Annotated in this window: 17 protein-coding genes; 14 read left to right on the top strand and 3 right to left on the bottom strand. The window is 70.4% G+C overall.

Features of this window, described 5'->3' with window-relative positions:
* Nucleotide 1: 1 nt before the first annotated feature.
* From ACFQ6S_RS28435 to ACFQ6S_RS28460, 6 genes are all read left to right on the top strand, one after another.
* Nucleotides 2–1,147: an ABC transporter ATP-binding protein gene (locus tag ACFQ6S_RS28435; protein WP_383415588.1), complete on the top strand. Its 1,146-nt coding sequence runs from the start codon at nucleotides 2–4 to the stop codon at nucleotides 1,145–1,147.
* A complete protein-coding gene (locus ACFQ6S_RS28440) occupies nucleotides 1,147–2,076 on the top strand; it encodes an ABC transporter permease (protein WP_383415591.1) in 930 nt (309 codons plus the stop codon). The genes ACFQ6S_RS28435 and ACFQ6S_RS28440 overlap by 1 nt, the downstream gene beginning before the upstream one ends.
* Nucleotides 2,077–2,877 (top strand): ABC transporter permease, encoded by an 801-nt coding sequence (locus ACFQ6S_RS28445; RefSeq protein WP_383415594.1) that lies wholly within the window; start codon nucleotides 2,077–2,079, stop codon nucleotides 2,875–2,877.
* Nucleotides 2,878–2,899: 22 nt separating this feature from the next.
* The gene (locus tag ACFQ6S_RS28450) at nucleotides 2,900–4,327 is read left to right on the top strand and encodes an NAD(P)/FAD-dependent oxidoreductase (protein ID WP_383415597.1); all 1,428 of its coding nucleotides are present in this window, start codon (nucleotides 2,900–2,902) and stop codon (nucleotides 4,325–4,327) included.
* 128 nt (nucleotides 4,328–4,455) lie between these two features.
* Nucleotides 4,456–4,914, top strand: coding sequence for a hypothetical protein (locus ACFQ6S_RS28455; RefSeq protein ID WP_383415600.1), 459 nt, complete (start codon nucleotides 4,456–4,458; stop codon nucleotides 4,912–4,914).
* Between the two features lie 87 nt (nucleotides 4,915–5,001).
* Nucleotides 5,002–6,792, top strand: coding sequence for a chitinase (locus ACFQ6S_RS28460; RefSeq protein ID WP_383415603.1), 1,791 nt, complete (start codon nucleotides 5,002–5,004; stop codon nucleotides 6,790–6,792).
* Here the strand turns inward: ACFQ6S_RS28460 and ACFQ6S_RS28465 are convergent.
* Together ACFQ6S_RS28465 and gabT are read right to left on the bottom strand one after the other, a co-directional pair.
* Nucleotides 6,731–7,564 (bottom strand): phosphatase PAP2 family protein, encoded by an 834-nt coding sequence (locus tag ACFQ6S_RS28465; RefSeq protein ID WP_383415881.1) that lies wholly within the window; start codon nucleotides 7,562–7,564, stop codon nucleotides 6,731–6,733. The genes ACFQ6S_RS28460 and ACFQ6S_RS28465 overlap by 62 nt on opposite strands.
* A 222-nt stretch (nucleotides 7,565–7,786) precedes the next feature.
* A complete protein-coding gene (gabT, locus tag ACFQ6S_RS28470; protein ID WP_383415606.1) occupies nucleotides 7,787–9,121 on the bottom strand; it encodes a 4-aminobutyrate--2-oxoglutarate transaminase in 1,335 nt (444 codons plus the stop codon).
* 283 nt (nucleotides 9,122–9,404) lie between these two features.
* Here gabT and ACFQ6S_RS28475 point away from each other — a divergent pair, with 283 nt between their 5' ends.
* The 3 genes from ACFQ6S_RS28475 to ACFQ6S_RS28485 all read left to right on the top strand — a co-directional run bounded on the left by ACFQ6S_RS28475 (nucleotide 9,405) and on the right by ACFQ6S_RS28485 (nucleotide 14,838).
* A complete protein-coding gene (locus ACFQ6S_RS28475; protein ID WP_383415608.1) occupies nucleotides 9,405–11,519 on the top strand; it encodes an ATP-binding protein in 2,115 nt (704 codons plus the stop codon).
* 115 nt (nucleotides 11,520–11,634) lie between these two features.
* Nucleotides 11,635–13,254 carry a PucR family transcriptional regulator gene (locus ACFQ6S_RS28480; RefSeq protein WP_383415610.1) on the top strand — a complete coding sequence of 540 codons (1,620 nt, stop codon included), beginning with the start codon at nucleotides 11,635–11,637 and terminating at the stop codon, nucleotides 13,252–13,254.
* A gap of 138 nt (nucleotides 13,255–13,392) precedes the next feature.
* Nucleotides 13,393–14,838: an aldehyde dehydrogenase family protein gene (locus tag ACFQ6S_RS28485; RefSeq protein ID WP_383415613.1), complete on the top strand. Its 1,446-nt coding sequence runs from the start codon at nucleotides 13,393–13,395 to the stop codon at nucleotides 14,836–14,838.
* A gap of 137 nt (nucleotides 14,839–14,975) precedes the next feature.
* Here the strand turns inward: ACFQ6S_RS28485 and ACFQ6S_RS28490 are convergent, their stop codons facing one another.
* Nucleotides 14,976–17,813 (bottom strand): glycoside hydrolase family 3 C-terminal domain-containing protein, encoded by a 2,838-nt coding sequence (locus tag ACFQ6S_RS28490; RefSeq protein WP_383415616.1) that lies wholly within the window; start codon nucleotides 17,811–17,813, stop codon nucleotides 14,976–14,978.
* Nucleotides 17,814–17,991: 178 nt separating this feature from the next.
* Here ACFQ6S_RS28490 and ACFQ6S_RS28495 point away from each other — a divergent pair, with 178 nt between their 5' ends.
* The 5 genes from ACFQ6S_RS28495 to ACFQ6S_RS28515 all read left to right on the top strand — a co-directional run bounded on the left by ACFQ6S_RS28495 (nucleotide 17,992) and on the right by ACFQ6S_RS28515 (nucleotide 26,117).
* Nucleotides 17,992–19,689, top strand: coding sequence for an extracellular solute-binding protein (locus tag ACFQ6S_RS28495; protein WP_383415618.1), 1,698 nt, complete (start codon nucleotides 17,992–17,994; stop codon nucleotides 19,687–19,689).
* A gap of 27 nt (nucleotides 19,690–19,716) precedes the next feature.
* Entirely contained in the window at nucleotides 19,717–20,757 is a 1,041-nt protein-coding gene (locus tag ACFQ6S_RS28500; RefSeq protein ID WP_383415621.1) for an ABC transporter permease, read from the top strand.
* Nucleotides 20,754–21,689 carry a carbohydrate ABC transporter permease gene (locus ACFQ6S_RS28505; RefSeq protein WP_383415624.1) on the top strand — a complete coding sequence of 312 codons (936 nt, stop codon included), beginning with the start codon at nucleotides 20,754–20,756 and terminating at the stop codon, nucleotides 21,687–21,689. Before ACFQ6S_RS28500 ends, ACFQ6S_RS28505 begins: the two co-directional genes overlap by 4 nt.
* Nucleotides 21,690–21,921: 232 nt before the next feature.
* Nucleotides 21,922–23,901: a DUF4434 domain-containing protein gene (locus tag ACFQ6S_RS28510; RefSeq protein WP_383415627.1), complete on the top strand. Its 1,980-nt coding sequence runs from the start codon at nucleotides 21,922–21,924 to the stop codon at nucleotides 23,899–23,901.
* A complete protein-coding gene (locus ACFQ6S_RS28515; protein WP_383415630.1) occupies nucleotides 23,898–26,117 on the top strand; it encodes a glycoside hydrolase N-terminal domain-containing protein in 2,220 nt (739 codons plus the stop codon). The genes ACFQ6S_RS28510 and ACFQ6S_RS28515 overlap by 4 nt, the downstream gene beginning before the upstream one ends.
* Nucleotides 26,118–26,127 lie beyond the last annotated feature (10 nt).

A 26,127-nucleotide genomic window follows, 5' to 3' on the forward strand; every position in this document is an offset into this window, starting at 1 on the left:
CATGACGAACGACAGCAGCGGCGACGTCCGCCTCTCCGGCATCAGCAAGACCTACGGCTCCTTCACCGCCGTACACCCGCTCGACCTGACCGTGCCCCAGGGCTCCTTCTTCGCCCTGCTCGGCGCCTCCGGCTGCGGCAAGACCACCACCCTGCGCATGATCGCCGGTCTGGAGGAGCCCAGCGGCGGCACCGTCCACCTCGGCGAGCAGGACGTGACCGCGCTGCCGCCGTACAAGCGGCCGGTGAACACGGTCTTCCAGTCGTACGCCCTCTTCCCGCACCTCGACATCTTCGAGAACGTCGCCTTCGGCCTGCGCCGACGCGGCATCAAGAGCGTGAAGAAGCAGGTCGGGGACATGCTCGACCTCGTCCAGCTGGGCGAGCAGGCCCGCAAGAAGCCGCACCAGTTGTCGGGTGGCCAGCAGCAGCGCGTGGCCGTCGCCCGCGCGCTGATCAACCACCCCAAGGTGCTCCTCCTCGACGAGCCGCTCGGCGCCCTCGACCTGAAGCTGCGCCGCCAGATGCAGCTGGAGCTCAAGCGCATCCAGACCGAGGTCGGCATCACCTTCGTCCATGTCACGCACGACCAGGAGGAGGCCATGACCATGGCCGACACGGTCGCCGTGATGAACGCGGGCCGCGTCGAGCAGCTCGGCTCGCCGACCGACCTCTACGAGAACCCGCGCACCACCTTCGTCGCCAACTTCCTGGGCACCTCCAACTTCATCGAGGCCGAGGTCGACTCCAAGAGCGGCGACGACATCGTGCTGAAGGCCGCCGGCGGCAAGCTCGTCCTGCCCGAGGCACGGTGCAGCGCGGCCTCGGCGACCGGCGGCAAGGTGCTGGTCGGCGTACGCCCCGAGAAGATATCCCTCACCCATGCCGACGAGGCGGGCGAGATACCCGAGGGCCGCAACCGCATCACCGGCAGGATCGCGGACTCCTCCTTCATCGGCGTCTCCACGCAGTACGTCGTCGACAGCCCCGTCTGCCCCGAGTTCGAGGTCTACGCCCAGAACATCGACCGGGACGACCGGCTCGTACCCGGCGCCGAGGTCGTCCTGCACTGGAACCCGGCGCACACCTTCGGCCTCGACGCCGCGCAGGACATCGACGCGGGCATCCAGGAAGAGGCGGCGGTCTGATGGCGACACTCACCGAGGCGCCCCCGCCTCTCACCCCGACCGCCCCGGAGAAGAAGCCGCCCCGCAGACGCGGCCGTCTGGTGCCGTACTGGCTCCTGCTCCCCGGCATCCTGTGGCTGCTGATCTTCTTCGCGCTGCCGATGATCTACCAGGCCTCCACGTCCGTGCAGACGGGCTCCCTGGAGGAGGGCTACAAGGTCACCTGGCACTTCGCGACCTACTGGGACGCCCTGGCCGACTACTACCCGCAGTTCCTGCGCTCGGTGCTCTACGCCGGCTCGGCGACCATTCTGTGCCTGGTCCTCGGCTACCCGCTCGCCTATCTCATCGCCTTCCGCGCGGGCCGCTGGCGGAACCTGATCATGATCCTGGTGATCGCGCCCTTCTTCACCAGCTTCCTGATCCGCACCCTCGCCTGGAAGACGATCCTCGCGGACGGCGGTCCGGTCGTCGGCGCCCTCAACACGCTGCACGTCCTGGACGTCACCAGCTGGCTCGGCATGACCGAGGGCGACCGTGTGCTGGCCACACCGCTCGCGGTGGTCTGCGGTCTGACGTACAACTTCCTGCCGTTCATGGTGCTGCCGCTCTACACCTCGCTGGAGCGCATCGACCCACGGCTGCACGAGGCGGCCGGCGACCTGTACGCCAAGCCGGTCACCGTCTTCCGGAAGGTCACCTTCCCGCTGTCGATGCCGGGCGTCGTCTCCGGCACGCTGCTGACCTTCATCCCGGCGGCCGGTGACTACGTCAACGCGGACCTGCTCGGCTCCACCGACACGCGCATGGTCGGCAATGTCATCCAGACGCAGTTCCTGCGGATTCTGGACTATCCGACGGCCGCGGCCCTCTCCTTCATTCTCATGGCCGCCATCCTCGTCATGGTGACGCTGTACATCCGCAGGTCCGGCACGGAGGATCTGGTTTAAATGACCGTCGTCAACTGGTTCAAGCGCAATCTCGTCGTCATCGCGGGACTGCTGACGCTCGCTTATCTCCTGCTGCCCAACGTCATTGTGACGATCTTCTCCTTCAATAAACCGAAGGGGCGCTTCAACTACCAATGGCAGGAGTTCTCCACGGCCGCGTGGCAGGACCCGTGCGGAGTCTCCGATCTGTGCGGCTCGCTGTCGCTGAGCCTCCAGATCGCGTTCTGGGCGACCATCGGCGCCACGCTCCTCGGCACCATGATCGCCTTCGCACTGGTCCGCTACCGCTTCCGGGCGCGGGGTGCCATCAACTCGCTCATCTTCCTGCCGATGGCGATGCCCGAGGTCGTCATGGCCGCCTCGCTGCTCACCCTGTTCCTCAACCTGGGCGCCCAGCTCGGCTTCTGGACGATCCTCATCGCCCACATCATGTTCTGCCTGAGCTTCGTCGTGACGGCGGTGAAGGCGCGCGTGATGTCGATGGACCCGCGGCTGGAACAGGCCGCGCAGGACCTGTACGCCGGACCGTTCCAGACATTCGTCCGGGTCACCCTGCCGATCGCCGCCCCGGGAATCGCGGCGGGCGCGATGCTCGCGTTCGCGCTCTCCTTCGACGATTTCATCATCACCAATTTCAACGCGGGCTCCACCGTCACCTTCCCGATGTTCGTCTGGGGCTCGGCCCAGCGCGGAACGCCCGTTCAGATCAATGTCATCGGTACGACCATGTTCATCATCGCCGTACTGTTCGTCCTGGCCTCCATGGCCATCGGAAACCGCCGCAAGAAGCAAAAGGCATAAGCCCCTGTAGGGAGTTGAAATCATGGCCCCAAGCGCCATGAGTTCTGGAAATCACTGGACGAAGGCACTCTCCGAAGCCCAGCCGGTCCCGTACTGGCTGGACGACCCCGGCCGCCCCCACCCCGAGCCCGCCCTCACCACCGCCGAGACCTGCGACCTGCTGGTCGTCGGCGGCGGGTACAGCGGACTGTGGACCGCGCTCATCGCCAAGGAGCGCGACCCGCAACGGGACGTCGTGCTGGTCGAAGGCCGCGAGGTGGGCTGGGCCGCCTCCGGCCGCAACGGAGGCTTCTGCGCCGCCTCCCTCACCCATGGTCTGCCCAACGGGCTCGCCCGCTGGCCGGACGAGATCCACAAGCTGGAGGAACTGGGCGCCCGCAACCTCGACGAGATCGAGAGTGCGGTCGCCCGCTACTCCCTGGACTGCGACTTCGAGCGCACCGGCGAGATCGACGTCGCCACCGAGACGTACCAGGCGTCGGAACTGCGCGACTGGTACGAGGAACTGCGGGACAAGGGCCTCGCCGAGGGCATCGAGTTCCTCGACACCGACGAGGTGCGGGCGCAGGTCGACTCGCCGACGTTCCGGGCGGGCCTCTACGACCGCCGGGGCGTCGCCATGGTCAATCCGGCCAAGCTGACCTGGGGGCTGAAGCGGGCGTGCCAGGACCTCGGCGTCCGCGTCTACGAGCACACCCCGGCCCTCACCCTGAAGCCGTACGGGGCCGGCATGGACGTACGCACCCCGTACGGCCGGATCCGCGCCCGCAAGGTCGCCCTCGGCACCAACATCTTCCCGAACCTGGTCAAGCGCGTCCGCGCCTACACCGTCCCGGTCTACGACTACGCCCTGATGACCGAGCCGCTCACCGAGGAGCAGCTCGCGTCGATCGGCTGGAAGAACCGCCAGGGTCTCGGCGACTCGGCGAACCAGTTCCACTACTTCCGCCTCTCCGCGGACAACCGTGTCCTGTGGGGCGGCTACGACGCCATCTACCCGTACGGCGGCCGGGTGCGCGCGGAGTACGACGACCGCCCAGAGACCTACGCCAAGCTCGCCGGGCACTTCTTCACCTGCTTCCCGCAGCTGGAGGGCACCCGGTTCACGCACGCGTGGGGCGGCGCGATCGACACCTGCTCGCGCTTCTCGGCGTTCTTCGGGACGGCCCATCAGGGCAAGGTGGCGTACGCGGCGGGCTTCACGGGCCTCGGCGTCGGTGCGACCCGGTTCGGCGCGGACGTGATGCTGGACCTGCTGGCGGGGGAGCGCACGGAACGCACCCAGCTGGAGATGGTCCGCAAGAAGCCGCTGCCCTTCCCGCCGGAGCCCTTCGCCTGGACCGGCATCGCGCTCACCAAGTGGTCGCTGGCCCGCGCCGACGCGCACGGCGGGCGGCGCAATCTGTGGCTGAGGACCATGGACCGGCTCGGTCTCGGCTTCGACAGCTGACACGCCTCCCGCGGATGTGACACGGATCACTTCGAACCGGTGGCGAAAACCCGCGTAATGCCCGCCGGGTGGCCTCCCTCTCCCCCGTGACGCGATCGGCGTTCACGACAGAAAGGGAGGTCACCCTCATGACAGGGGCGAAGACGGCGGTCGAGTGGCTGGCATCCGTTGCGCCGGATCCCGAGGCCTGTCGATGGGAGTGGGAGCGCAGCCCTCTCGGGGTCGCGCTGCTGCCCGCCGGCAAGGCCTGGGACGTGCTCATCCTGCCGGGCGAACTCGGCTATCCCACGCTCGACGTCCTCACCCGCATCATCGACCAACTCGGGCCGGTCCTGGTCGACTTCGGCGACTCACGGATGGGCTTCTTCGTGCCGCCCGGCACCGCTGCCCGCTGGCTCGGCACCGGTATCCGCACGGCCGGGGCCGGTACCTGGATCGTCGTCCCGTACCCGGGCCGCGCCGCCGGCGCCGTCCGCTGGCTGGTCCCACCGGACGGCACCGGCACCCTGACCGATCCCGCCCTCCTCGAACTGGCCATGCACGAGGCGGCGGCTGGGCTGGCCGCGGATGCGGAGGAGGAGGGCTAGCCTGCGAGAACTCTTGACAAGACGGATTGGTCTGGACCAAGTTGTGGGCGTCTCCACCCTCCAATTCCCCCATGCCCGGAGGCACTTGTGGATCGCTCCAGACCCCTCGCCCTCCTCATCGCCGCGGCACTGACCCTGCCCGGCGTCACCGCACTCTCGTCGGCCGCCCGTGCGGCCGACGCGGACCTCGCCCGTAACGGCGGCTTCGAGTCCGGCCTGGACGGCTGGACCTGCTCCGCCGGTACGACCGTCAACTCACCTGTGCGCAGCGGTTCTTCCGCGCTCCAGGCGACCCCGGCCGGAGCCGACAACGCCCGGTGCGCGCAGACGGTGACCGTGAAGCCGGACTCCGCGTACACACTGTCCGGCTACGTCCGCGGCGCGTACGTCTACCTCGGCGCGAGCGGCACCGGCACCACCGACGTCTCGGCCTGGACCCAGTCGGCCCCCACCTGGCAGCAGCTCACGACGACCTTCCGCACCGGCCCCTCCACGACCCGCGTCACGATCTACACCCATGGCTGGTACGGCACGGGGGCTTATCACGCGGACGACATCTCCCTGATCGGACCGGGCGGGGACACCGCCCAGCCACCCGCGGCACCGACCGGCCTGAAGACGGGCGCGGTCACCTCGTCCAGCGTCGCGCTGTCCTGGTCGCCGGTCCCGGGTGCGACGGGTTACGCGGTCTACCGCGACGGCGCCAAGGCGCAGACGGTGAGCGGCACTTCGGCGACGCTCGGCGGACTCTCGCCCTCGACGGCGTACGGCTTCCAGGTCACCGCGGTGAACGAGGCCGGCGAGTCCGCGAAGTCGGCCACGGTGACCGCGACGACGACCGCGGGCACCGGCGGCCCCGTGCAGCTTCCGGCGCACGCCCTGGTCGGCTATCTGCACGCGAGCTTCGCCAACGGCTCCGGCTACACGCGCATGGCCGACGTCCCGGACAGCTGGGACGTCATCGACCTGGCCTTCGGCGAGCCCACTTCGGTCACCTCCGGCGACATCCGCTTCGACCGATGCCCGGTCACCGAGTGCCCGAACGTCGAGAGCGACGCCGACTTCAAGGCGGCGATCAAGGCCAAGCAGGCGGCCGGCAAGAAGGTGCTGATCTCGATCGGCGGCCAGAACGGCCAGGTGCAGCTGACGACCACGGCCGCGCGGGACGCCTTCGTGACGTCGGTCTCGAAGATCATCGACGAGTACGGCCTCGACGGCCTGGACATCGACTTCGAGGGCCACTCGCTCTCCCTGAACGCCGACGACACGGACTTCAAGAACCCGAAGACCCCGGTGATCGTCAACCTCATCACGGCCGTGCAGACCCTGAAGGCCAAGTACGGCGACGACTTCGTGCTGACGATGGCCCCGGAGACCTTCTTCGTCCAGCTCGGCTACCAGTACTACGGCACCGGCCAGTGGGGCGGCCAGGACCCGAGAGCGGGGGCGTACCTTCCGGTCATCCACGCCCTGCGCGACGACCTGACGCTCCTGCACGTCCAGGACTACAACTCGGGCCCGATCATGGGCCTCGACAACCAGTACCACTCCATGGGCGGTGCCGACTTCCACATCGCCATGACCGACATGCTGCTGACCGGCTTCCCGGTCGCGGGCAACGCCGGCAACGTCTTCCCGCCCCTGCGTCCCGACCAGGTCGCGATCGGCATGCCCGCCTCGACCAACGCGGGCAACGGCCACGTCCCTCCGGCCGAGGTCACCAAGACCCTCGACTGTCTGACGAAGAGGACGAACTGCGGCTCGTACGCCACCCACGGCACCTGGCCGGCCCTGCGCGGCCTGATGACGTGGTCGATCAACTGGGACCGGTACAGCGGCTGGGAGTTCCAGCGGACGTTCGACGGTTACTTCGGCTGAGGAAGAGCCACAGCAGGGAGACGAGCACCGTACAGAGGCACCAACTGGCCACCACATCCAGTGGCCAGTGGTAGCCGCGCCGGACCAGCCCGAAGCCGACGCCGAGATTGAGGGCGGCGCAGAGGGCGAGAAGCGCGCGGCGGGCACGTACGGAGTTCAGCCACGGGAGGAGGAGCAGCGTCGCGGCGCCGTACGCGACGGCGGCCGTCGCGGTGTGCCCGGAGGGGTAGTAGCCGGTGGCCGGTGGCACGACCGGGGTACCGGGGCGGTCGGTCAGTTCCTTGAGGGGAACGATCAGGGCCGGCACCAGCGCCATGAGGAGGGCGGCCGAAACCGCCGGCAGCCACCAGTGGTGTGTACCAATGCGGCGGTGCCGCCGGGTGACGTACGCCAGGGCAAGGACCAGCACCGGTACCGCGACCGGCACATTGCCCAGGTCGGCGAGGAGTTCGGAGAAGCGGTCGGGATGGACCAGGGCCCGGCTGGCCGCTGCGTCGGCGTCCAGCAACGGGCCCTCTGCCACGACCTGCCAGGTGATGAGCGTGAAGAGAACGGCCGGAAGGCCCAGAAGGAGGAAGAGGGAGGTCGGCCGCCCCGGAACAGGGGGGGTAGTTCCGAGGCGGCCGTCCGGATCGGAAGGCCGCGCGCCCCGGGGGGTTTGGGGCGGGCGGCTGTCCGATCGGTGAGGAGATCCGGAGCCGGAAGCTCCGGGTGTGTGCGCGAGGGCACGACCAGGTCGAAGCTGGGGAGGCCTCAGCCTGATGTCGCCCAGAGTCCCCTCTGGACGGGGTGTATCTCTCATCTGGTTAGAACCTACGACAGGGCGATGGCGTTAGACAGACGGAATCGCGTCCTGACATCCACCTCGCACACCTTCTTCACACGCTCTGACGGTAGCCGCCCCAGCCCCGGAATCACGGAAGACACCGGGGATGGGGCGGATGAGGTTCCCGGGACCGGGACCCCGTCGCTCACCAGTGGTTTCGCTGGGGCCTCAGATACGCGCGAAGGCCTGCTCGAGGATGTCGAGGCCCTCGTTCAGCAGGTCCTCGCCGATGACCAGCGGGGGCAGGAAGCGCAGCACATTGCCGTAGGTGCCACAGGTCAGGACCAGCACGCCCTCGGCGTGGCAGGCCTTGGCGAGCGCGGCGGTCGCCTCCGGGTTCGGCTCCTTGGTGGCGCGGTCCTTGACCAGCTCGATGGCGATCATGGCGCCACGGCCGCGGACGTCGCCGACGATGTCGAACTTCTCGGCCATGGCGCCCAGGCGGGCCTTCATGATCGCCTCGATGTTCTTCGCCTTGGCGTTGAGGTCGAGCTCCTTCATCGTCTCGATGGAGCCGAGCGCACCGGCGCAGGCGACCGGGTTGCCGCCGTAGGTGCCGCCCAGGCCGCCCGCGTGGGCCGCGTCCATGATCTCGGCGCGGCCGGTCACGGCGGCGAGCGGGAGGCCGCCGGCGATGCCCTTCGCGGTCGTGATCAGGTCGGGGACGATGCCCTCGTCCTCGCACGCGAACCACTGGCCGGTACGGCAGAAGCCGGACTGGATCTCGTCCGCGACGAAGACGATGCCGTTGTCCTTGGCGAACTGGCTGATGGCCGGGAGGAAGCCCTTGGCCGGCTCGATGAAGCCGCCCTCGCCGAGCACCGGCTCGATGATGATCGCGGCCACGTTGTCCGGGCCGACCTGCTTGGAGATCTGGTCGATGGCCTGCGCGGCGGCCTCCGGACCGGCGTTCTCCGCACCGGTCGGCCAGCGGTAGCCGTAGGCCACCGGCACCCGGTAGACCTCGGGCGCGAACGGACCGAAGCCGTGCTTGTACGGCATGTTCTTCGCGGTCAGTGCCATCGTGAGGTTGGTCCGGCCGTGGTAGCCGTGGTCGAAGACGACGACGGCCTGCCGCTTGGTGTACGCCCGCGCGATCTTGACGGCGTTCTCGACGGCCTCGGCGCCGGAGTTGAACAGCGCCGACTTCTTGGCGTGGTCACCCGGCGTGAGCTCGGCCAGCGCCTCGGCGACGGCGACGTAGCCCTCGTACGGCGTGACCATGAAACAGGTGTGGGTGAAGTCGGCGAGCTGCGCGGACGCCCTGCGTACGACCGCCTCGGCGGACGCGCCCACGGACGTCACGGCGATGCCCGAACCGAAGTCGATGAGCCGGTTGCCGTCGACGTCCTCGATGATGCCGCCGCCCGCACGCGCCGTGAACACGGGCAGCACGGAGCCCACGCCCTGCGCGACCGCGGCCGTACGGCGGGCCTGCAGCTCCTGCGACTTGGGGCCGGGGATGGCGGTGACGACGCGGCGCTCCTGCGGAAGTGCGCTCATGAGGGGCTCCTGGGGGTTTTGCGGACTCTTGTCTTGTCTTTTCTCGCAGGCTAGGGCGGGGAGCGGGGGGTGGGCATGCTCCATGTGGGCGTTGTCAGGCGAATGCGTTGTCCGTCGTGGACATAGCGACGGGCATCGCGTGCCCGGATCGCCCGTGGATCACCGGAGCATCTCGGTCCGCTCCGACGGCCGTGTAAGCGGTGAACTCCCCAGGAGAGGGCGTTAGATTGACTGGCTGATGGTGGATGGCACGGACGGAACGGCTGGTCAGGGGGCAAAGGCGATGGACAGCGACGGGACCCAGGACGCCCGGGGCACGCATGCGACGCCTGTGCCGCGTCCGGCGGCGCCGCCGGAACGCTCCGCTGTGCCGCCGATGCCTTCAGCGCCGCCCGGGGTGGACGGGTCGGCGTTCTTGGCGTGGCTGAGGGCGTCGCGGCCGGAGGCGTTGCCGGGCGTGTGGAAGTTCGGGCATGTGCCCAGGCCGGACGAGGAGCCCGAGCGGATTCCGGGGCGGCAGTTGCTGAGCGGGGCGGTGATCGCGTTCCTGGTCGGATGGCTGGTCTGGTCGCTGCTGTGGAACGGCTACCTCGGCGGCTGGTGGGTGCTGCCCCTGGAGCTGTTCACCCCGGACTCCTGGCGCGAGAACAACGACCGTGTCGGCAATGCCGTCCTCTGGTACAGCTACTACACGCTCATCGCCCTCGCCATAATGCTCGCCGTCGGCCGTCTGGGCCGCTGGGGCGAGGTCTGGCGCCGTTACGGTCCGCCCGCCTGGCGTCGTGCCGTGCCGCCGCCCGAGCGGCCGCCCGCCCCTGAGGAGGACCCCGCTCAGTGGCACCAGCTCCGGGCCGCCGGGGCCGCCGACGCGGCCGAGCGGCTCGCCGCCGATGCCCGGTCCGGGCGGATGCGGGACGTCGACTACGCCCGGATCACCCGCGCCTGGCAGGGCGTGCGCAGCGGGCGGCACGACCTGCCCACCTTCAACGGCGCCGTGCTCAAGGACGGCGCCGCCGCGTGTCTGCACCCCTCCGGCGAGCGTGACCTGTCCGCCCGGCTCTCCCGGCACGACCTCGTCAGCGGTCAGGTGCGGCTCGGCACGACCGCCGACGACCCGCGCAACCCGTACGCCTATCGCGGCACCGGGCTCGGTCTCGGACCCGATCTGCTCGGCACCTCCCTGCTCGCGGTCGGCCCGGCCGGCTCCGGCAAGACCGGGACCGTCGTGCGGCCGCTCGCCGAGTCGCTGTGTCTGCACGCGCTGGCCGGGCGGGCCTCGGTCGTCGTGGTCGGCGCGGCGGGCACCGGGCTCGGTCCGGCCGACGCCTACGACGTCGTCGTACGGATCGGAAACCCGGACTCCGTCTACGACCTGGACCTCTACGGCGGCACCGGCGATCCCGACGAGGCGGCGGCCGTGCTCGCCGAGGCGCTCGTCGGGGATCTCGCCGATCCGCATCCGGGCAGCGACAGCCGCCGTTCCACGACCGTGCTGGCACAGCTCCTCGGGCCGTTCCGGGCGGTCCACGACCGCTTCCCGTCGGTGCCGGAGCTACGGCAGCTGCTGGACGGCGCGCCCGGGGCGCTCGGCGCGCTGCGCACCGCGCTGGAGGGCTCCGGGCAGGAGTCGCTCATCCGTGAACTGGATGCCCGGCAGCGCCAGTTGGGGCACCCCGGAGATGTGTCGGCGGTGCTCGCGGACCGGGTGGCGCTGCTGGACCGGCCGGCGTTCGCCGGGTTCTTCGACACCTCGGGACAGTCCCGGCCGTTCTCGCTCAAGGCCCTCGACCACCCGGTCCGGGTGCGTATCGATCTGCCCGCGCGCGGGCACGCCGAGGCCTCGCGGATGCTGGCCCGGCTGGTGCTGGCGCAGTTCACGGCGAGTGTCGCGGTACGGGAGGACCGGTCGCTGTTCGCCTGCCTGGTGCTGGACGACGCGACCGGGGTCGTGACGCCCGAGGCCGTACGGGGCATCCAGCGGCTGCGGTCTGGCAACGCGGGCGCGGTGCTCACCCTGCGCACCCTGGACGACGTACCGAGGCCGCTGCGCGGGCCGCTGCTGGGGTCGGCCGGCTGCCGGATGGCGCTGGCCGGGGTCACGCCCTGGGACGGGCAGGACTTCGCCGAGGTGTGGGGCAAGGAGTGGACCGAGGCGCGGGACGTCACCGACCGGCAGATCATCGCCGAGACACCGGCCGGCAAGGCGCTGCACGCGGTGCGACGGGTGATCACCGGCAAGGCGCCGACCGCGCGGGCGGTGACCGTGCGCCAGGTCGAGCGGGAGCGGTGGTCGGCCTCCGAGCTGGCGCATGGGGTGCCGCCGGGGCATGCGGTGCTGTCGCTCACCAGTGTTCAGGGCGAGCACGCGCCGCCGCTGCTGGTGGATCTGCGGGGGTGACCTGGGTATCCGGGCGCATGGCCACGCGGTGACCGTACGGTGAGGCAGAATCGACACAGGTCGTTCATACACAGCGGCCAAAAGATCACAGAGATCACACCGACTTGAAGGCCCTATGCCCCCCACGCTCTCCTCGCTCGTCCATCACTCCGCGCTGAAACTGACCGTGCGGGCGGGCGAGGACCGCCTGGACGTGCCGGTGCGGTGGGCGCATGCCAGCGAGCTCACCGATCCCGTCCCGTACATGGAGGGCGGGGAGCTGCTGCTGATCACCGCGCTGAAGCTGGACGCCGAGAACCCCGAGGCGATGCGGCGCTATGTGCGGCGCCTGGTGGGCGCGGGCGTGGTCGGGCTCGGCTTCGCGGTCGGCGTCAACTACGAGGACATCCCCAAGGCACTTCTCGACGCGGCGACGCAGGAGGACCTGCCACTGCTGGCGGTGCCGCGCCGGACGCCCTTCCTCGCCATCAGCAAGGCGGTGTCGGCGGCCATCGCGGCGGACCAGTACCGGGCGGTCACGGCGGGCTTCGCCGCCCAGCGGGAGCTGACCAAGCAGGCGCTGACCGACGGGCCGGAAGGGCTGCTGGCGGCGCTTGCCGCACAGGTGGACGGCTGGGCCGCGCTGTACGACGCGTCCGGTGCCGTCGTCGCGACCGCGCCGGAGTGGGCCGGGCGGCGGGCGGCGCGGATCACGGCGGACGTGGAGCGGCTGCGAGAGCGGCCCGCGCCGGCGTCGTCCGTGGTGGGCGGGCCGGAGAACGAGGACCGGGTCGAACTGCACACCCTGGGCACGGGACGCCGGCCACGGGCGGCGCTGGCCGTCGGTACGGCGGCCGCGCTGGGCACGGCGGAGCGGTACGCCGTCCACTCGGCGATCGCCCTGCTCACGCTGACGACCGAGCGGTCGCGCTCGCTCCAGGCCGCCGAGCAGCGGATCGGGACGGCGGTGCTGCGCATGCTGCTCGCCGGGGAGCCGGACCATGCCCGGACCGTGGCGGGGAATCTGTACGGCGACCTGCTGGACATGCCCTTCCGGGTGATCGTCGCCGAGGCGGCGTCGGCGGGCCGGGCCGCCGTCTCCGACACCCACGGCGATCCCCTGGGCGCGCTGACCGAGATCGTCGAGTCCGCGGCGGCCCGGGCCGGGGAGGCGGTGCTGGTGGTGCCGGAGGGGGAGGGCGAGACGGCCCGGCTGGTCGTGCTCGCGGCGGACGGGGGCGCTGCGGTCTCGGCGTGCGCGGAGTACGCGGCGGTGCTGGGGGCGGCGCGGGCGGGCGGCGTACCGGAGCAGCCCGGAGGCCTCGACGAGGACGAACTGGTCGTCGGACTGTCGGCGCCGGCCGGGCCCATCGCCGCGGCGGCGGCGTACAAGCAGGCCGAGCAGGCGCTGTCGGTGGCCCGGCGGCGGGGCCGGGTGTTCGTGGAGCATGAGCAGCTGGCGGCCGGGTCCGTGCTGCCGCTGCTCGCGGACGACGCGGTGAAGGCGTTCGCGGACGGGTTGCTGCGGGCGCTGCGCGAGCACGACGCGACGGGGCGGGGCGATCTGGTGGCCTCGCTGCGGGCCTGGCTGTCACGGCACGGGCAGTGGGATGCGGCGGCCGCGGACCTCGGGGTGCATCGGCATACCTTGCGGTACCGGATGCGGCGGGTGGAGGAGATCCTGGGGCGGTCGCTGGACGACGCGGATGTGCGGATGGAGCTCTGGCTGGCGTTGAAGGCCACACCGGCCGAGTAGGCACCCGCTGCTGTGCCAAAGCGTCGAACCCCGCCACTCCACCACTACACCCCGGATAAACCCCCCGGCGCCCCCGCGCCCCTACCGTGGACCCCGACACACCAGGAAACCCCCAACGCGGAAGGGCCGGGAAACGACATGACTTCCACCCACGCCTTCTGGCTCGCCGGCCGCCAGGTCAGCGGCGAGGACAGCTTCGATGTGACCTCCCCGTGGGACGGGCGGGTCGTCGGCAAGGTCAGCGTGCCGACGGATGCGCAGGTCGAGGAGGCCGTGGCCGCCGCGTACGCCGTGCGGGACGAGTTCGCCGCGACGCCGGCCCATGTGCGCGCCGCCGCCCTCGACCACGTCAGCCGGCGGCTGGTCGAGCGCACCGAGGAGATCGCCCGGCTGATCTCCGCCGAGAACGGCAAGCCCATGAAGTGGGCCCGGGGCGAGGTCGGCCGTGCCGTGTCCGTGTTCCGGTTCGCAGCCGAGGAGGCCCGGCGGTTCAACGGCGGCGAGGCCCAGCGGCTCGACACCGACCTCGGCGGTCAGGGGCGCCTCGCCTTCACCCGGCGCTTCCCCAAGGGTGTCGTGCTCGGCATCGCGCCCTTCAACTTCCCGCTGAACCTGTGCGCCCACAAGATCGCCCCGGCCATCGCCGCCGGCGCCCCGATCATCCTGAAGCCCGCCCCGGCCACCCCGCTCTCCGGGCTGATCATCGGTGAGCTGCTGGCCGAGACCGAGCTGCCGGCCGGTTCCTGGAGCATCCTGCCGGTGTCCAACGACCGGATGCCCGCCCTGGTCCAGGACGAGCGCCTGCCGGTCATCTCCTTCACCGGCTCCGAGAAGGTCGGCTACGCGATCATGGACTCCGTGCCGCGCAAGCACTGCACCCTGGAGCTGGGCGGCAACGGCGCGGCGATCGTGCTCGCCGACTTCGCCTCGGACGAGGACCTGGACTGGGCGGCCTCCCGCATCGCCACCTTCTCCAACTACCAGGGCGGCCAGTCCTGCATCTCCGTGCAGCGGGTGATCGCGGACGCTTCCGTCTACGAGCGGCTGCTGCCGCGCATCGTCGCCGCCGTCGAGACCCAGGTCACCAGTGACCCGAGCGACGACGCCACCGATGTCGGGCCGCTGGTCAGCGAGGACGCCGCCAAGCGCGTCGAGACGTGGGTCGACGAGGCCGTGGCGGCGGGGGCGACTCTGCTGGCCGGCGGCAAGCGTGACGGTGCCGCCTACGCGCCGACCGTCCTCGCCGACGTGCCGGCCGACGTCACCATCGCCTGCGAGGAGGTCTTCGGGCCGGTCCTCACCGTGCAGAAGGTCGACGGGGAGGCCGCTGCCTTCGCCGCCGCCAACGACTCCAAGTACGGCCTCCAGGCGGGTGTGTTCACCCACGACCTGCAGACCGCCTTCCGCGCCCACCGGGCCCTCGAGGTCGGCGGCGTCGTCGTCGGCGACGTGCCGTCCTACCGTGCGGACCAGATGCCGTACGGCGGCGTCAAGCAGTCCGGCGTGGGCCGTGAGGGCGTGAAGTTCGCGATGGACGACTACACCTACGAGCGGGTGATGGTCCTCACCGGAATCGCTCTCTGAGCAGGTTCGGGATCCACTCTGGCTTGTGACAATCGTTTTCAGGTAGAGTGGTCCCCGTATCCCGGGATGAAAAAGGGCCCGGCACCGATGCCTTCCGGTGCCGGGCCCCTTCCTCTGTGCCGGCCTGCTCCGGACCCTCAACCGGAGAAGCCGACATGCGCGAGCCGCAGTGGGCCGCGCAGCTCCAGGCGGACGTCGCGGATGCCCTCGGCGGCGATCGCGGCGGTGAGCGTCGTGTAGTCGTACGGGCCGGACCCGGACGCCTCCGACGTCAGTACGGTCCGCGCCGGCCCGCCGTCCAGCGACACCTCGACCGTGCCCTCGCCCGCCACCGTCAACGACACCTCGGTGACGCCGTCGCCGAAGTCGCAGTTCCTGTAGACCAGTTCACCCGCCCCGCCCTGTGCCGCCGTCACCGCGTCGCCCGCCGTCCTCGTGCGGTCCACGATCGCGATGCCGCTCTGTTCGTCGAAGTCGGCTGCGGGCAGGCCCCGTTGGAGGACGGGCCGCGGTGCCGCGGGCTCGCCGTCCAGGATCACCGTCGTACGCAGGCGGACGTCCTCGCTGGAGGCGCCGGCCAGCACCTCGTACGGGCCGGGCTCGCGGCGCCATCCGTCGCGTGAGACGTCCCAGAAGGCGAAGGCGGACAAGGGGACTTCGAAGGTCAGTTCCCGCCGTTCGCCGGGGGCCAGACGCAACCGGCTGTGCGCCAGCAGCTCCCTGCGCGGGCGCGGCACCGTCGGGTCCACCGCGCGCGTGTAGAGCTGGGCGACCTCGTCGGCCGTCACATCTCCGGTGTTGGTGACCGTGAAGGAGACATGCAGCGCGTCGTCCGTCGTGCGGGTGCTCAGGCCGGCGTAGGCGAAGGCCGCGTACGACAGGCCGTGGCCGAACGGGAAGAGCGGGGTCCCCTCGAAGTACAGGTAGGTCTGGCGGCCGCCGATCACGTCGTAGTCGAGGAGGTCGGGCAGATCGGCGTCGTCGGCGTACCAGGTCTGCGGGAGGCGGCCGCCGGGGGAGACGTCGCCGGCCAGGACCCGGGCGAGCGCGGTGCCGGCCGCCTGGCCGCCGTGGGACGTCCAGAGCATCGCCGGGAGGGACGTGGGGTCGACCGCGTACGGGTACGCCGAGACCAGCGCCAGCACGGTGTTCGGGTTGGCCGCGCGGGCGGCGCGCAGCAGGCGCTCCTGGTGGGCGGGCAGGGCGAGCGTCGTACGGTCCTCGGTCTCGCGGCCGTTGATGTGCGGGTCGTTGCCGGCGACCACCAGGACCGCGTCCGCCTGTGCGGCCACCCTGGTCACCGCGTCCTCGCCGCGCTCGACGAGGACGACCTCGAAGATCTCCGGGTCCGCATCGGCAACCCGGACGCCGTCGGCGGCGACTGAGACGTGGCGACCCGTACCGATGTGCCTCAGGAGGTGCCCGTTCTCGTGCGGTTCCAGACGGAACGTCTCCTGGACGATCCAGCCTCCGGGCTGGTCGGCGGAGGCACGGACACCTCCGTCCTCCGCGACGGAGAGGTAGCGCCCGTCGGGGGCGCGCAGGGTCAGCACGCCCTCGCCCCAGTCGACGAGCGCGAGTTCGGTGCCGTTCGGGTCGGTGGTCAGCGGGGGCAGGTCCGTACGGCCGGCCAGCAGCGCCGGGTCGAGGGCGCCCTCGGCGCCGCGCACCTCGTCGTCGGCGTCCGCCTCGGGGACGTGCAGGAAGGTGCCGGCCGAGGTCTTCAGGCGGATGCGGTCCACGCCCTCCGCGAACTCCACGCGCTCCGGGCCGAACCGCTCGTACAGGCCCTCCAGTGGGGTGGAGCGATGGATCAGCGTGCCGCTGTACCAGTCGAGCTTGCACTCGTCGCCGAGCAGGCCGACCACCGCGAGCCGGGTGTCGGGCGCGAGCGGCAGCAGGCCCGCGCTGTTCTTCAGCAGTACGACGGCCTGCTCGGCGGCCTCCTGGGCGAGGGCGCGGTGGGCCGGGGTGTCGAAGTCCAGGGTCAGCGCGTGCGGGTCGTACTCCGGATCGAACTCGCCGAGCCGGAAGCGGACCGAGAGCTGGCGCCGTACGGCCGTGTCGATGTCCGGCTCGGTGAGCAGACCCCGGTCGAGGGCGCCGCGCACCCGTGCGGTGATCTTCGAGCTGTCGGTGCCGTGGTCGGTGAAGCTGTCGACGCCGGCCAGCAGCGAGGCGGCCGTGGCCTCCTCGTGGGTGTCGAAGTAGTGCTCGGAGTCGACCAGATTGGAGGGCGCGCCCGCGTCCGAGCAGACGAGGAGGTCCTCGTCGGTCCAGGTGCGCAGATGCTCGCCCAGATACGGCGAGAGGTGGTTGGGGCGGCCGTTGACCAGGTTGTACGCCGGCATCACCCCGGCCGTCGCGCCCGCCTCGACCGTCTCGCGGAAGGCACGCAGGTCGTACTCGTGCAGGACGCGCGGGCGGACGGAGGAGGACGTGATGTCGCGGCCCGTCTCGTTGTTGTGCGCCAGCCAGTGCTTGAGGACGGGCGCGGTGCGCCAGTACGTGGGGTGGTCGCCGCGCAGGCCGCGGGTGTACGCGGTGGCGACGGCCGAGGTGAGCTTCGGGTCCTCGGAGTAGCCCTCCTCGCCCCGGCCCCACAGCGGGTGGCGCAGCAGATTGACGGTGGGGGACCAGACGTTGAGGCCGACGCGGTCGTCGCGGGCGCGCATCGCCCGGGTCTCCCTGGAGACGGCCTCGCCGACCCGTCGTACGAGATCGGTGTTCCAGGTCGCGCCGAGGCCGACGGCCTGCGGGAAGACGGTGGCCGGCCCCATCCAGGCGACGCCGTGAAGGGCTTCCTGACCGGTGCGGAAGGCGGCGACGCCCAGACGCTCGACCGGCGGCCCGAACTGGTGCAGGTATCCGATCTTTTCGTCGAGGGTGAGCCGCGACAGAAGGTCGTCGATGCGCTTCGCGAACGGCAGCTGCGGATCGCGGAAAGGCGGCGTGTGCGGGGTGTGTGCGGTCACGTGGGGATCCCCTTGCGATGGATCGGCTGGACGCTTTCGAAGCGCTTCGATGCTCATTCCACTGTGGGGTGGGTGTCAAGACACCTAGAACGAATCTTGGAATCGACTCTTGTGCACCCATGGGCGTTCACTTAATCTCGCTGCAACATCGAAGCGCTTCGACAGTGGGGTTGACGCAATGACGCCGATAGCCGCCTCCTCCGCCACCTCCGGACCCAGCCGGAGAAGCTTCCTCGCCTCCACGGCGGTCGCCACCGCAGCGGTGGCCGGCGGGATGCCGCTGCTCGCCGCGTGCGGTGGTTCGGACAGCGGTTCGCGTGAGGGCACCACGTCGGGCAAGGACGCGAAGAAGATCCTCCCGGCGTACGTGGCCAGCAATGTGGTGACGCCGGACATCCCGTCGAAGAACGGCTCCTCGCTCGGCTTCACCAGCAAGCTGGACCTGGCGGACCTGAAGACGTCGGTCGCGAAGAAGCTCGGCAAGGGCGGCAAGGTCACGATCATGTCGCCGTTCTGGGGCTCACCGCCGAAGGGCGGCAACCCCTACTACACGGCGATGAACGATTTGATCGGCGTCGACGTCCAGTGGCAGAACCAGGACGGCAACACCTACGACCAGAAACTCGGCGCGGTCCTCGCCTCCAGCGACGTACCGGACGTCGTGGTGATCCCCGGCTGGAACATGGGCGGCAAGATTCCCAGCGCCATCATCAGCAAGTTCGCCGACCTGGGCCCCTACCTCTCGGGGGACAAGGTCAAGGAGTACCCCAACCTCGCGGCGATCCCGACGGACGCCTGGCAGCGCTCGATATTCGGCGGCGCCCTGCGCGGCCTGCCGATGCCGGCCTCGTACGTCCCGAACATCGTGCCCCTGTACCGCCAGGACGTCTTCGAGAAGGAGGGGTACGAAGTCCCCGCCTCCACCGACGAGTTCCTGGCGCTGGCCAAGGACATCACCAACGCCAAGGCCAAGGTGTGGGCCTGCGGCGACATGAAGTGGACCGCGTTCAACTCCTTCGGCGTGCTCTCCGGCTCCGAGAAGCCGCTCGGCTGGAACCTCGTCGACGGCAAGCTGGTCTACCGCATCGAGACCGAGGAGTACCTGGAGGCGCTGGAGTGGACGCGCAAGCTGTTCGCCGCCGGGGTCGTCCACCCCGACTTCAAGCTGGGCAAGAGCCAGGCCACCGACCCGCAGACCAAGTTCGCGGCCGGTGAATTCCTGATCTACAACAACGACATCTCCAGCTGGTACGGCCTGACCGCCTCCCAGGCCACCCAGAACCCGGACTTCAAGGTCTCCGGCATGGACATCTTCGGCGCCGCCGGCACCGGCCCCACCCCGTGGGCCGCGCAGCCCGCGGGCATCTTCGCCTTCATCAACAAGAAGGCCTCCGAGTCCGTCGTCCGTGATGCGCTGGCCGTGGCCAACGTGACCGCCGCGCCGTACGGCACCAAGGAGTACATGCTCACCAACTACGGCGTAGAGGGCACCCACTACACCCTCAAGGACGGTGTCCCGGTCAAGACCGACCAGGGCAACAACGAGGTCCTCAACGCCTACGTCATGGTCGCGAGCCCCGCCTCCACCCTGGCCCACCCGGACTTCCCGGACATCGCCAAGGCGCAGGTCGAGTGGCAGCAGCGGATGGGCGCCCTCACCAAGAAGTCGTCCTTCTGGGGCATGCAGATCACCGAGCCCGCCCGCTACACCAACCTCTCCAACGACTTCGAGCAGCTGGAGGACGACATCGTCCGCGGCCGCAAGAAGATCGGCGACATGCAGCAGGCCGTCTCCGACTGGAAGAGCAAGGGCGGCGACAAGCTGCGCGACTGGTACAAGAAGATCCTCGACGAGAACGGCAGCGCGGCCAACTGATCCCGGGTTCGAGGCAAGGAGAAGGCCGTGTCGCACAGCACGGTGCCTCGGAGCAATGCCGAGGCGAAGAAGATCCCGCGTCCCGGGACTCCGGTGGCGCCCGGCGACGCCACCGGTCCGGCGGGGAAGCGCCCCTCGGGCAGGCTGAGCCCAAAGGTCCGGTTCAGGCGCGACCGGCTGCTGCTCCTGATGACCCTGCCGGCCGTCGTGCTGGTCCTGCTCTTCAACTACATACCGATCCTCGGCAATGTCGTCGCCTTCCAGGACTACGACCCCTACATCAGCGACAACGGCGTCGTCTCCATCCTGAACAGCCCCTTCGCGGGCATGGAGAACTTCCAGCGGATCTTCGATGACTCGGCCTTCTGGAACGCCGTCCAGAACACCCTGATCCTCTTCTTCCTCCAGCTCGTGCTGTTCTTCCCGATCCCGATCCTGCTCGCGCTGCTCATCAACAGCGTGGTCAGGCCACGCGTACGGGCGATCTCACAAGCGATCCTCTATCTACCGCACTTCTTCTCCTGGGTGCTGGTCATCGCCGTCTTCCAGCAACTGTTCGGCGGTGCCGGGATCTTCTCCCAGCTGCTGCGGCAACACGGGTACGACGGGCTGGACTTCATGACCGACCCGAACACCTTCCCGCTGCTGATCACCGCGCAGAGCGTCTGGAAGGACGCGGGCTGGGGGATCATCGTCTTCCTCGCCGCGCTCGCCTCGGTGCCGCCCGACCTCTACGAGGCCGCCGCGATGGACGGCGCCGGCCGTGGGCGCCGCATGTGGCACGTCACGCTACCCGCGCTGCGCCCGGTCATCGCCCTGCTGCTGGTGCTGCGCGTCGGTGACGCCCTCACCGTCGGCTTCGAACAGATCCTGCTGCAACGGGACATGGTGGGGCCGGGCGCCGCGGAGGTCCTCGACACCTTCGTGTGGTGGAACGGCGTGCGCAACCAGGACTTCGGCTACGCGGCCGCCGCCGGTCTGGTCAAGGGCGTCGTCAGCCTCGGACTGGTCCTCGCCGCGAACAAGGTGGCCCATCTCATGGGCGAGCAGGGGGTGTACAAGAAGTGACCGCCGTGATCGACAAGACGCTGCGGGGGCCCGGCCGGTGGGCCGCGCCGCCCCGGCCCAGCTGGGAGGAGGAGCCCTCCAGGGCCGGCCTCGCGGGCAAGGGCCTCGTCCTGACGCTGGCCTGCCTCGGGATCCTCTTCCCGCTGTGGATCGTGCTCGTCACCAGCCTCTCCTCGCGCCGGACGATCGACGAGGCCGGCGGGCTGGTGATGGTGCCCAAGGACATCACCTTCATCGCCTACAAGGAGCTGCTGAGCGGTGGGCAGGTGACCCGGGCGGCGATCATCAGCGTCCTGGTCACCCTGATCGGCACGCTGTTCTCGATGGCCGTGTCCGTGCTGTGTGCGTACGGGTTGTCCCGGACCGGGTCTCTGGGGCACCGGTGGATCCTGATGACGCTGCTCGCGACGATGTTCTTCAGCGCCGGGCTCATCCCGACGTATCTGCTGGTGCAGACCCTGGGGCTGACGGATTCTTATCTGGCGCTGATCCTGCCGAGTGCCGTGAGTGTGTTCAACATCCTGGTGCTGCGCGGGTTCTTCATGGGGATATCGCAGGAACTCATCGACAGCGCGCGTATCGACGGCGCCGGGGACTTCCGGATTCTCTGGCAGATCGTCATGCCGTTGTCGCGGGCCGTCATCGCGGTGATCACATTGTTCTACGCGGTCGGGTACTGGAGTGCGTGGTTCAACGCGTCGCTCTATCTGAACGACCAGGACATGATGCCGCTCCAGAACGTGATGATTCAGCTCGTGCAGAAGCAGGAGGCGCCGGTCGGGCTGGGGCAGGCCATCAAGACGGGGCAACTGTCGGGGCTGGCCGTGCAGATGGCGGTCATGGTGATGGCTCTGTTGCCGGTGGCGGTGCTTTCTCCCTTCGTCCAGAAGCATTTCAAGAAGGGCATGCTCACGGGGGCCGTGAAGGGGTGACCTGCGCCCTCTCGATGGGGTGCTCCGGTCGGTCGGCGGCTGCGGGCCGTTCGTGGCTGGTCGCGCCCATGCGGCCGAGCCGCAGATCGACACAGTCCCGCGCCCCTCAGGTTCCCCAGTCCCCCTCTTACAGGAGTCGAGGTATGTCCATGCGTACGTCCCGACCCAGCAGACGCGTCGTTCTCGCCGGGACCGCGGCGGCCGCCGCGCTGACCACCCTGGAGCCGGTCTGATGCCCGACCTGAACGACGCCACCCGCGGCCGCCTCCTCTTCGGCGGCGACTACAACCCCGAGCAGTGGCCCGAGGAGACCTGGCACGAGGACGTCCGGCTGATGAAGGAGGCCGGGGTCAACTCGGTCACCCTCGGCGTCTTCTCCTGGGCGAAGCTCGAACCGCGGCCGGGGGAGCGGGAGTTCGGCTGGCTGGACCGGCTGATGGACCTGATGCACGAGAACGGCATCGGGGTCGTCCTCGCCACGCCCACCTCCTCACCACCGCCCTGGATGGGCCGGCTCCACCCCGAGACGCTCCCGCGCGACGAGGACGGCCGCACCGAGTGGTGGGGTTCGCGCCAGCACTTCTCCCACTCCAGCGAGACCTACCGCCGCTACGCCGCCGCCATCACCGAGGACCTCGCCGCCCGCTACGGCAGCCACCCCGCCCTGCGGATGTGGCACATCAACAACGAGTACTGCACCTACGACTGGGGCGACGAGGCCGAGGACGCCTTCCGCGGCTGGCTCCAGGCCAGGTACGGGACCCTCGACGCCCTCAACGCGGCGTGGGGAACGGCCTTCTGGAGTCAGGGCTACGGCGACTGGTACGAGGTGCTGCCGCCGCGCCGGGCGCACTACATGAAGAACCCGGCACAGGTTCTGGACTTCCAGCGGTTCACCTCCGACGCGCTGCTGGAGTGCTACCTCGCCGAGCGTGACATCGTCGCCCGGCACAGCCCGCACATCCCGGTGACCACCAACTTCATGGCGCTGTGGCAGGGGCTGGACGCCTGGCAGTGGGCCGGGCAGGAGGACGTCGTCTCGATCGACGTCTATCCGGATCCGCGGGATCCGCTCGGCGGGCAGTACGGCGCCCTCGTCCATGACATGACACGCTCGCAGGCCCGAGGCGGTCCCTGGACGGTCATGGAGCAGGCCGCCGGGCCGGTCAACTGGCGCGGGGTGAACCACCCCAAACCCGCCGGACTCAACCGCCTCTGGTCCCTGCAGGCCGTGGCCCGCGGCGCCGACGCCGTCTGCTACTTCCAGTGGCGGCAGTCCCGGCAGGGCTCGGAGAAGTTCCACTCCGGGATGGTCGGCCACGCGGGGGAGCACGGCCGTACCTTCCGTGAGGTCAAGCGGATCGGCGCCGAACTCGCCCTGCTGAGCGAGAAGGTGACGGGCACCCGGGTCGAGCCCGCCGAGGTCGCCGTACTCCTCGACTGGAACGCCTGGTGGGCGAGCGGGCAGGACGGGCGGCTGTCCGCCGAGGTCGACCCCCCGCAGCTCGTCCGCGCCTGGCACCGCGCCCTGTGGGAGGCGAACACCATCGTCGACTTCGCCCACCCCGAGCACGACCTGTCCGCCTACAAGCTGGTCGTCGTCCCGCAGCTGTACCTGATGACGGACGCGGCGATCGACAACCTCGTCGCCCACGTCCAAGGCGGCGGCACCCTCGTCGCCGGCTTCCAGACCGGCATCGCCGACGAGAACGACCGGGTGCGCGAGGGCGGCATGGACGCCCGTCTGCGCGATCTGTTCGGCATCCGTGTCCTGCACGAGTGGTGGCCGCTCGACCCGGGAGAGGCGGCCGAAGCCGAGGGTTTCCGCGGCACCCTGTGGTCCGAGGAGATCGAGGCGGCGGACGATGTCGACGCCGTCACCCCGTACAAGGGCGGCGAGCTGGACGGGCTCCCCGCGGTGCTGCGCAAGGGCCGTGCCTGGTACCTCTCCACCCTTCCCGAGCCGCACGTCCTGCGCACGCTGCTCGCCGAGATCGCCGCCGGGGCCGGAGTACGACCGATCCTGTCCGGGCTTCCGGCCGGCGTGGAGGCCGTACGGCGGGGCGGGATGCTGTTCCTGCTCAACCACGGGCGCGACCAGGTCACCGTGCCGGTGCCCGGCCGCCATCGCGACCTGCTGACCGGCGCGGACGTCACCGACGGGGTCGAGCTGGGGCGGTACGGGGTCGCCGTGCTGGAGGCGGTGTCGTGAGCGGCCCCGTACACGGCACGTGGGAGCCGGCACCGGCCACCCGCTGGGAGGACGCCTTCCTGAGCGGGAACGGCCGGCACGGCGTCATGATGTTCGGCAATCCGAACGTCGACCGTGTCGTCGTCAACCATCACACCCTGGTACGCCCCAACGGCGCCGAGCACGCCCGGCCGCCGGCCCTTGCCGCCGAACTCCCACTCCTCCAGGACCGGTTGCTGGCCGGTGACACCACCGCCGCCGAACGCTTCACCGACGGGCGGGAGCTGCAGTGGGTGCAGCCCTTCCATCCCGCTTTCGAGATACGACTGCGATACCCGGGCGATCAGGAGCCGGGCGGCCACCGCCGCGAGGTCGACTTCACCACCGGCATCGTCACCGCCCACCACGGCGGCCGGCACAGTGAGGTCTTCGTCTCCCGTGCCGACGACGTCATCGCCCACCGCGTCACCGGGCCCGGCCTCATCGCGGACATCACCCTCGAACACCAACTGCCGGGCGCCCCGCATGACTTGGCCGTCGGGCACAGCGCCGTCCTCACCCCGGAAGGCGCGCTCCTCACCCTCCGCGTCCGCCACCCCGGCAGCGACCGGGCCTACACCGGCATCACCCTCGCCGTCCTCACCGGCGGCGGCATCCGCACCTCACTCCCCGGCATCCGGATCGAGGGCGCCCGCTCGCTGCTCCTCCTCACCCGCGTCCGGCGGCACACCGGCGAGCTAGACGCCCTCACCGAGGCGCGAGAGCTGCGGGCGCTCCTGCCCGAAGGCATCGACGAGGACCCGTATGACCGTCTCCTCGCCCGCCACATCGCCCTGCACCGCCCGGCGTACCGCCGTGTCGGCCTGGATCTGGACGCCGACGAAAGCGAAAGAGCCCTGTCCGGCTCGGAGTTGCTCCGCCGCCCGAAGAGCACCGCCCTCCTCGAGCGCCTCTTCGCAGCGGGCCGCTACCACCTGCTCTCCGCCTCCGGCATGCTGCCGCCCCGGCTGACCGGCCTGTGGACCGGCGACTGGAACACGGCGTGGTCGGGCGCGTTCACCACCGACGCCAACCTCAACCTCCAGACCGCCTCGGCCGCGGCGGCCGCGCTTCCGGAGGTGACCGAGGCCCACGCCGCCCTGGTCCAGGGCCAGCTGGAGCACTGGCGCGACAACGCCCGCGCGATCTTCGGCACTCGTGGCGTCGTGGCGCCCGCCCACACGGACGGCGAGTCCGGGCACATCTACCACTTCAGCCGCGAGTTCCCGCTGCAGCTGTGGACCGCCGGCGCCGACTGGCTCCTCAAGCCGCTCGTCGACCACGACGAGACCCGGGGCGAACGCGACCCGCGCACCGCCGCCGCCCTCGCCGAAGTGGCCTGCTTCTACGAGGACTTCCTCACCCGCACCGACGACGACGGCCATCTGGTCGTCGTGCCCTCCTACTCACCTGAGAACCGCCCGGCGAACGCCGGCTGGGGCACACTCAACGCCGCCATGAACCTCTCGGCGGCCCGGCATGCCCTGCTCACGGCCGCTCAGTACCACCCGGACACCCCCGAGGCCGACCGCTGGCGGGCCCTCGCCGGCCGTCTGGCGCCCCACCGGATCAACGAGGACGGCGCCCTCGCCGAATGGGCCTGGCCCGGGCTGCGGGACAGCTACGACCACCGTCATCTCAGCCACCTCTACGGAGTCTGGCCGCTGGACGAGATCACCCCGTACGACACCCCCGAGCTCGCGACGGCCGCCCACCGGGCCCTCAAACTCCGTGGCGCCGAGAACGACTCCGCGCACGGCCACCTCCACCACGCCCTGATCGCGGCCCGGCTCAGGGACGGCGAGCGGGTCGACCACGCCCTCGACGAGGTTCTGGGCGGCGACTTCTTCCACGCGTCCCTGATGAGCGCCCACTACCCGAACCGCGACGTCTACAACGCGGACGCCGCCCACACCCTGCCCGCCGTACTGATCGAGACGCTCGTGCAGTCGACCCCGGACCGGCTGGTCCTGCTGCCCGCGCCGCCCGGGAGATGTCCCCGGGGGCGGCTCAGGGGCATACGCACCCGGTTCGGCGCGGAGGTCGATCTGACCTGGGCGCCCGGCGGGGCCAGGGCGGTCCTCAAGCCGACCCGCACCGTCCGCGTCCAACTCCGGACTTCCCCCGGCGACGGCGACGCACAACCCCTCCACCTCGTCGCCGGAGAAGACCACGTCCTCACCTTGGGGTCGTGGTGAGACCGCACCT

Origin of the sequence: Streptomyces sp. NPDC056479, from assembly GCF_042795335.1 — a bacterium.
GTDB lineage: Bacteria > Actinomycetota > Actinomycetes > Streptomycetales > Streptomycetaceae > Streptomyces.

What these genes read in the sequence shown, in the direction of transcription:
- ACFQ6S_RS28435 (WP_383415588.1), top strand. Translation starts at nt 2, where the DNA reads ATGACGAACGACAGCAGCGGCGACGTCCGCCTCTCCGGCATCAGCAAG.
- ACFQ6S_RS28440 (WP_383415591.1), top strand. Translation starts at nt 1,147, where the DNA reads ATGGCGACACTCACCGAGGCGCCCCCGCCTCTCACCCCGACCGCCCCG.
- ACFQ6S_RS28445 (WP_383415594.1), top strand. Translation starts at nt 2,077, where the DNA reads ATGACCGTCGTCAACTGGTTCAAGCGCAATCTCGTCGTCATCGCGGGA.
- ACFQ6S_RS28450 (WP_383415597.1), top strand. Translation starts at nt 2,900, where the DNA reads ATGGCCCCAAGCGCCATGAGTTCTGGAAATCACTGGACGAAGGCACTC.
- ACFQ6S_RS28455 (WP_383415600.1), top strand. Translation starts at nt 4,456, where the DNA reads ATGACAGGGGCGAAGACGGCGGTCGAGTGGCTGGCATCCGTTGCGCCG.
- gabT (WP_383415606.1), bottom strand. Translation starts at nt 9,121, where the DNA reads ATGAGCGCACTTCCGCAGGAGCGCCGCGTCGTCACCGCCATCCCCGGC.
- ACFQ6S_RS28475 (WP_383415608.1), top strand. Translation starts at nt 9,405, where the DNA reads ATGGACAGCGACGGGACCCAGGACGCCCGGGGCACGCATGCGACGCCT.
- ACFQ6S_RS28480 (WP_383415610.1), top strand. Translation starts at nt 11,635, where the DNA reads ATGCCCCCCACGCTCTCCTCGCTCGTCCATCACTCCGCGCTGAAACTG.
- ACFQ6S_RS28485 (WP_383415613.1), top strand. Translation starts at nt 13,393, where the DNA reads ATGACTTCCACCCACGCCTTCTGGCTCGCCGGCCGCCAGGTCAGCGGC.
- ACFQ6S_RS28495 (WP_383415618.1), top strand. Translation starts at nt 17,992, where the DNA reads ATGACGCCGATAGCCGCCTCCTCCGCCACCTCCGGACCCAGCCGGAGA.
- ACFQ6S_RS28510 (WP_383415627.1), top strand. Translation starts at nt 21,922, where the DNA reads ATGCCCGACCTGAACGACGCCACCCGCGGCCGCCTCCTCTTCGGCGGC.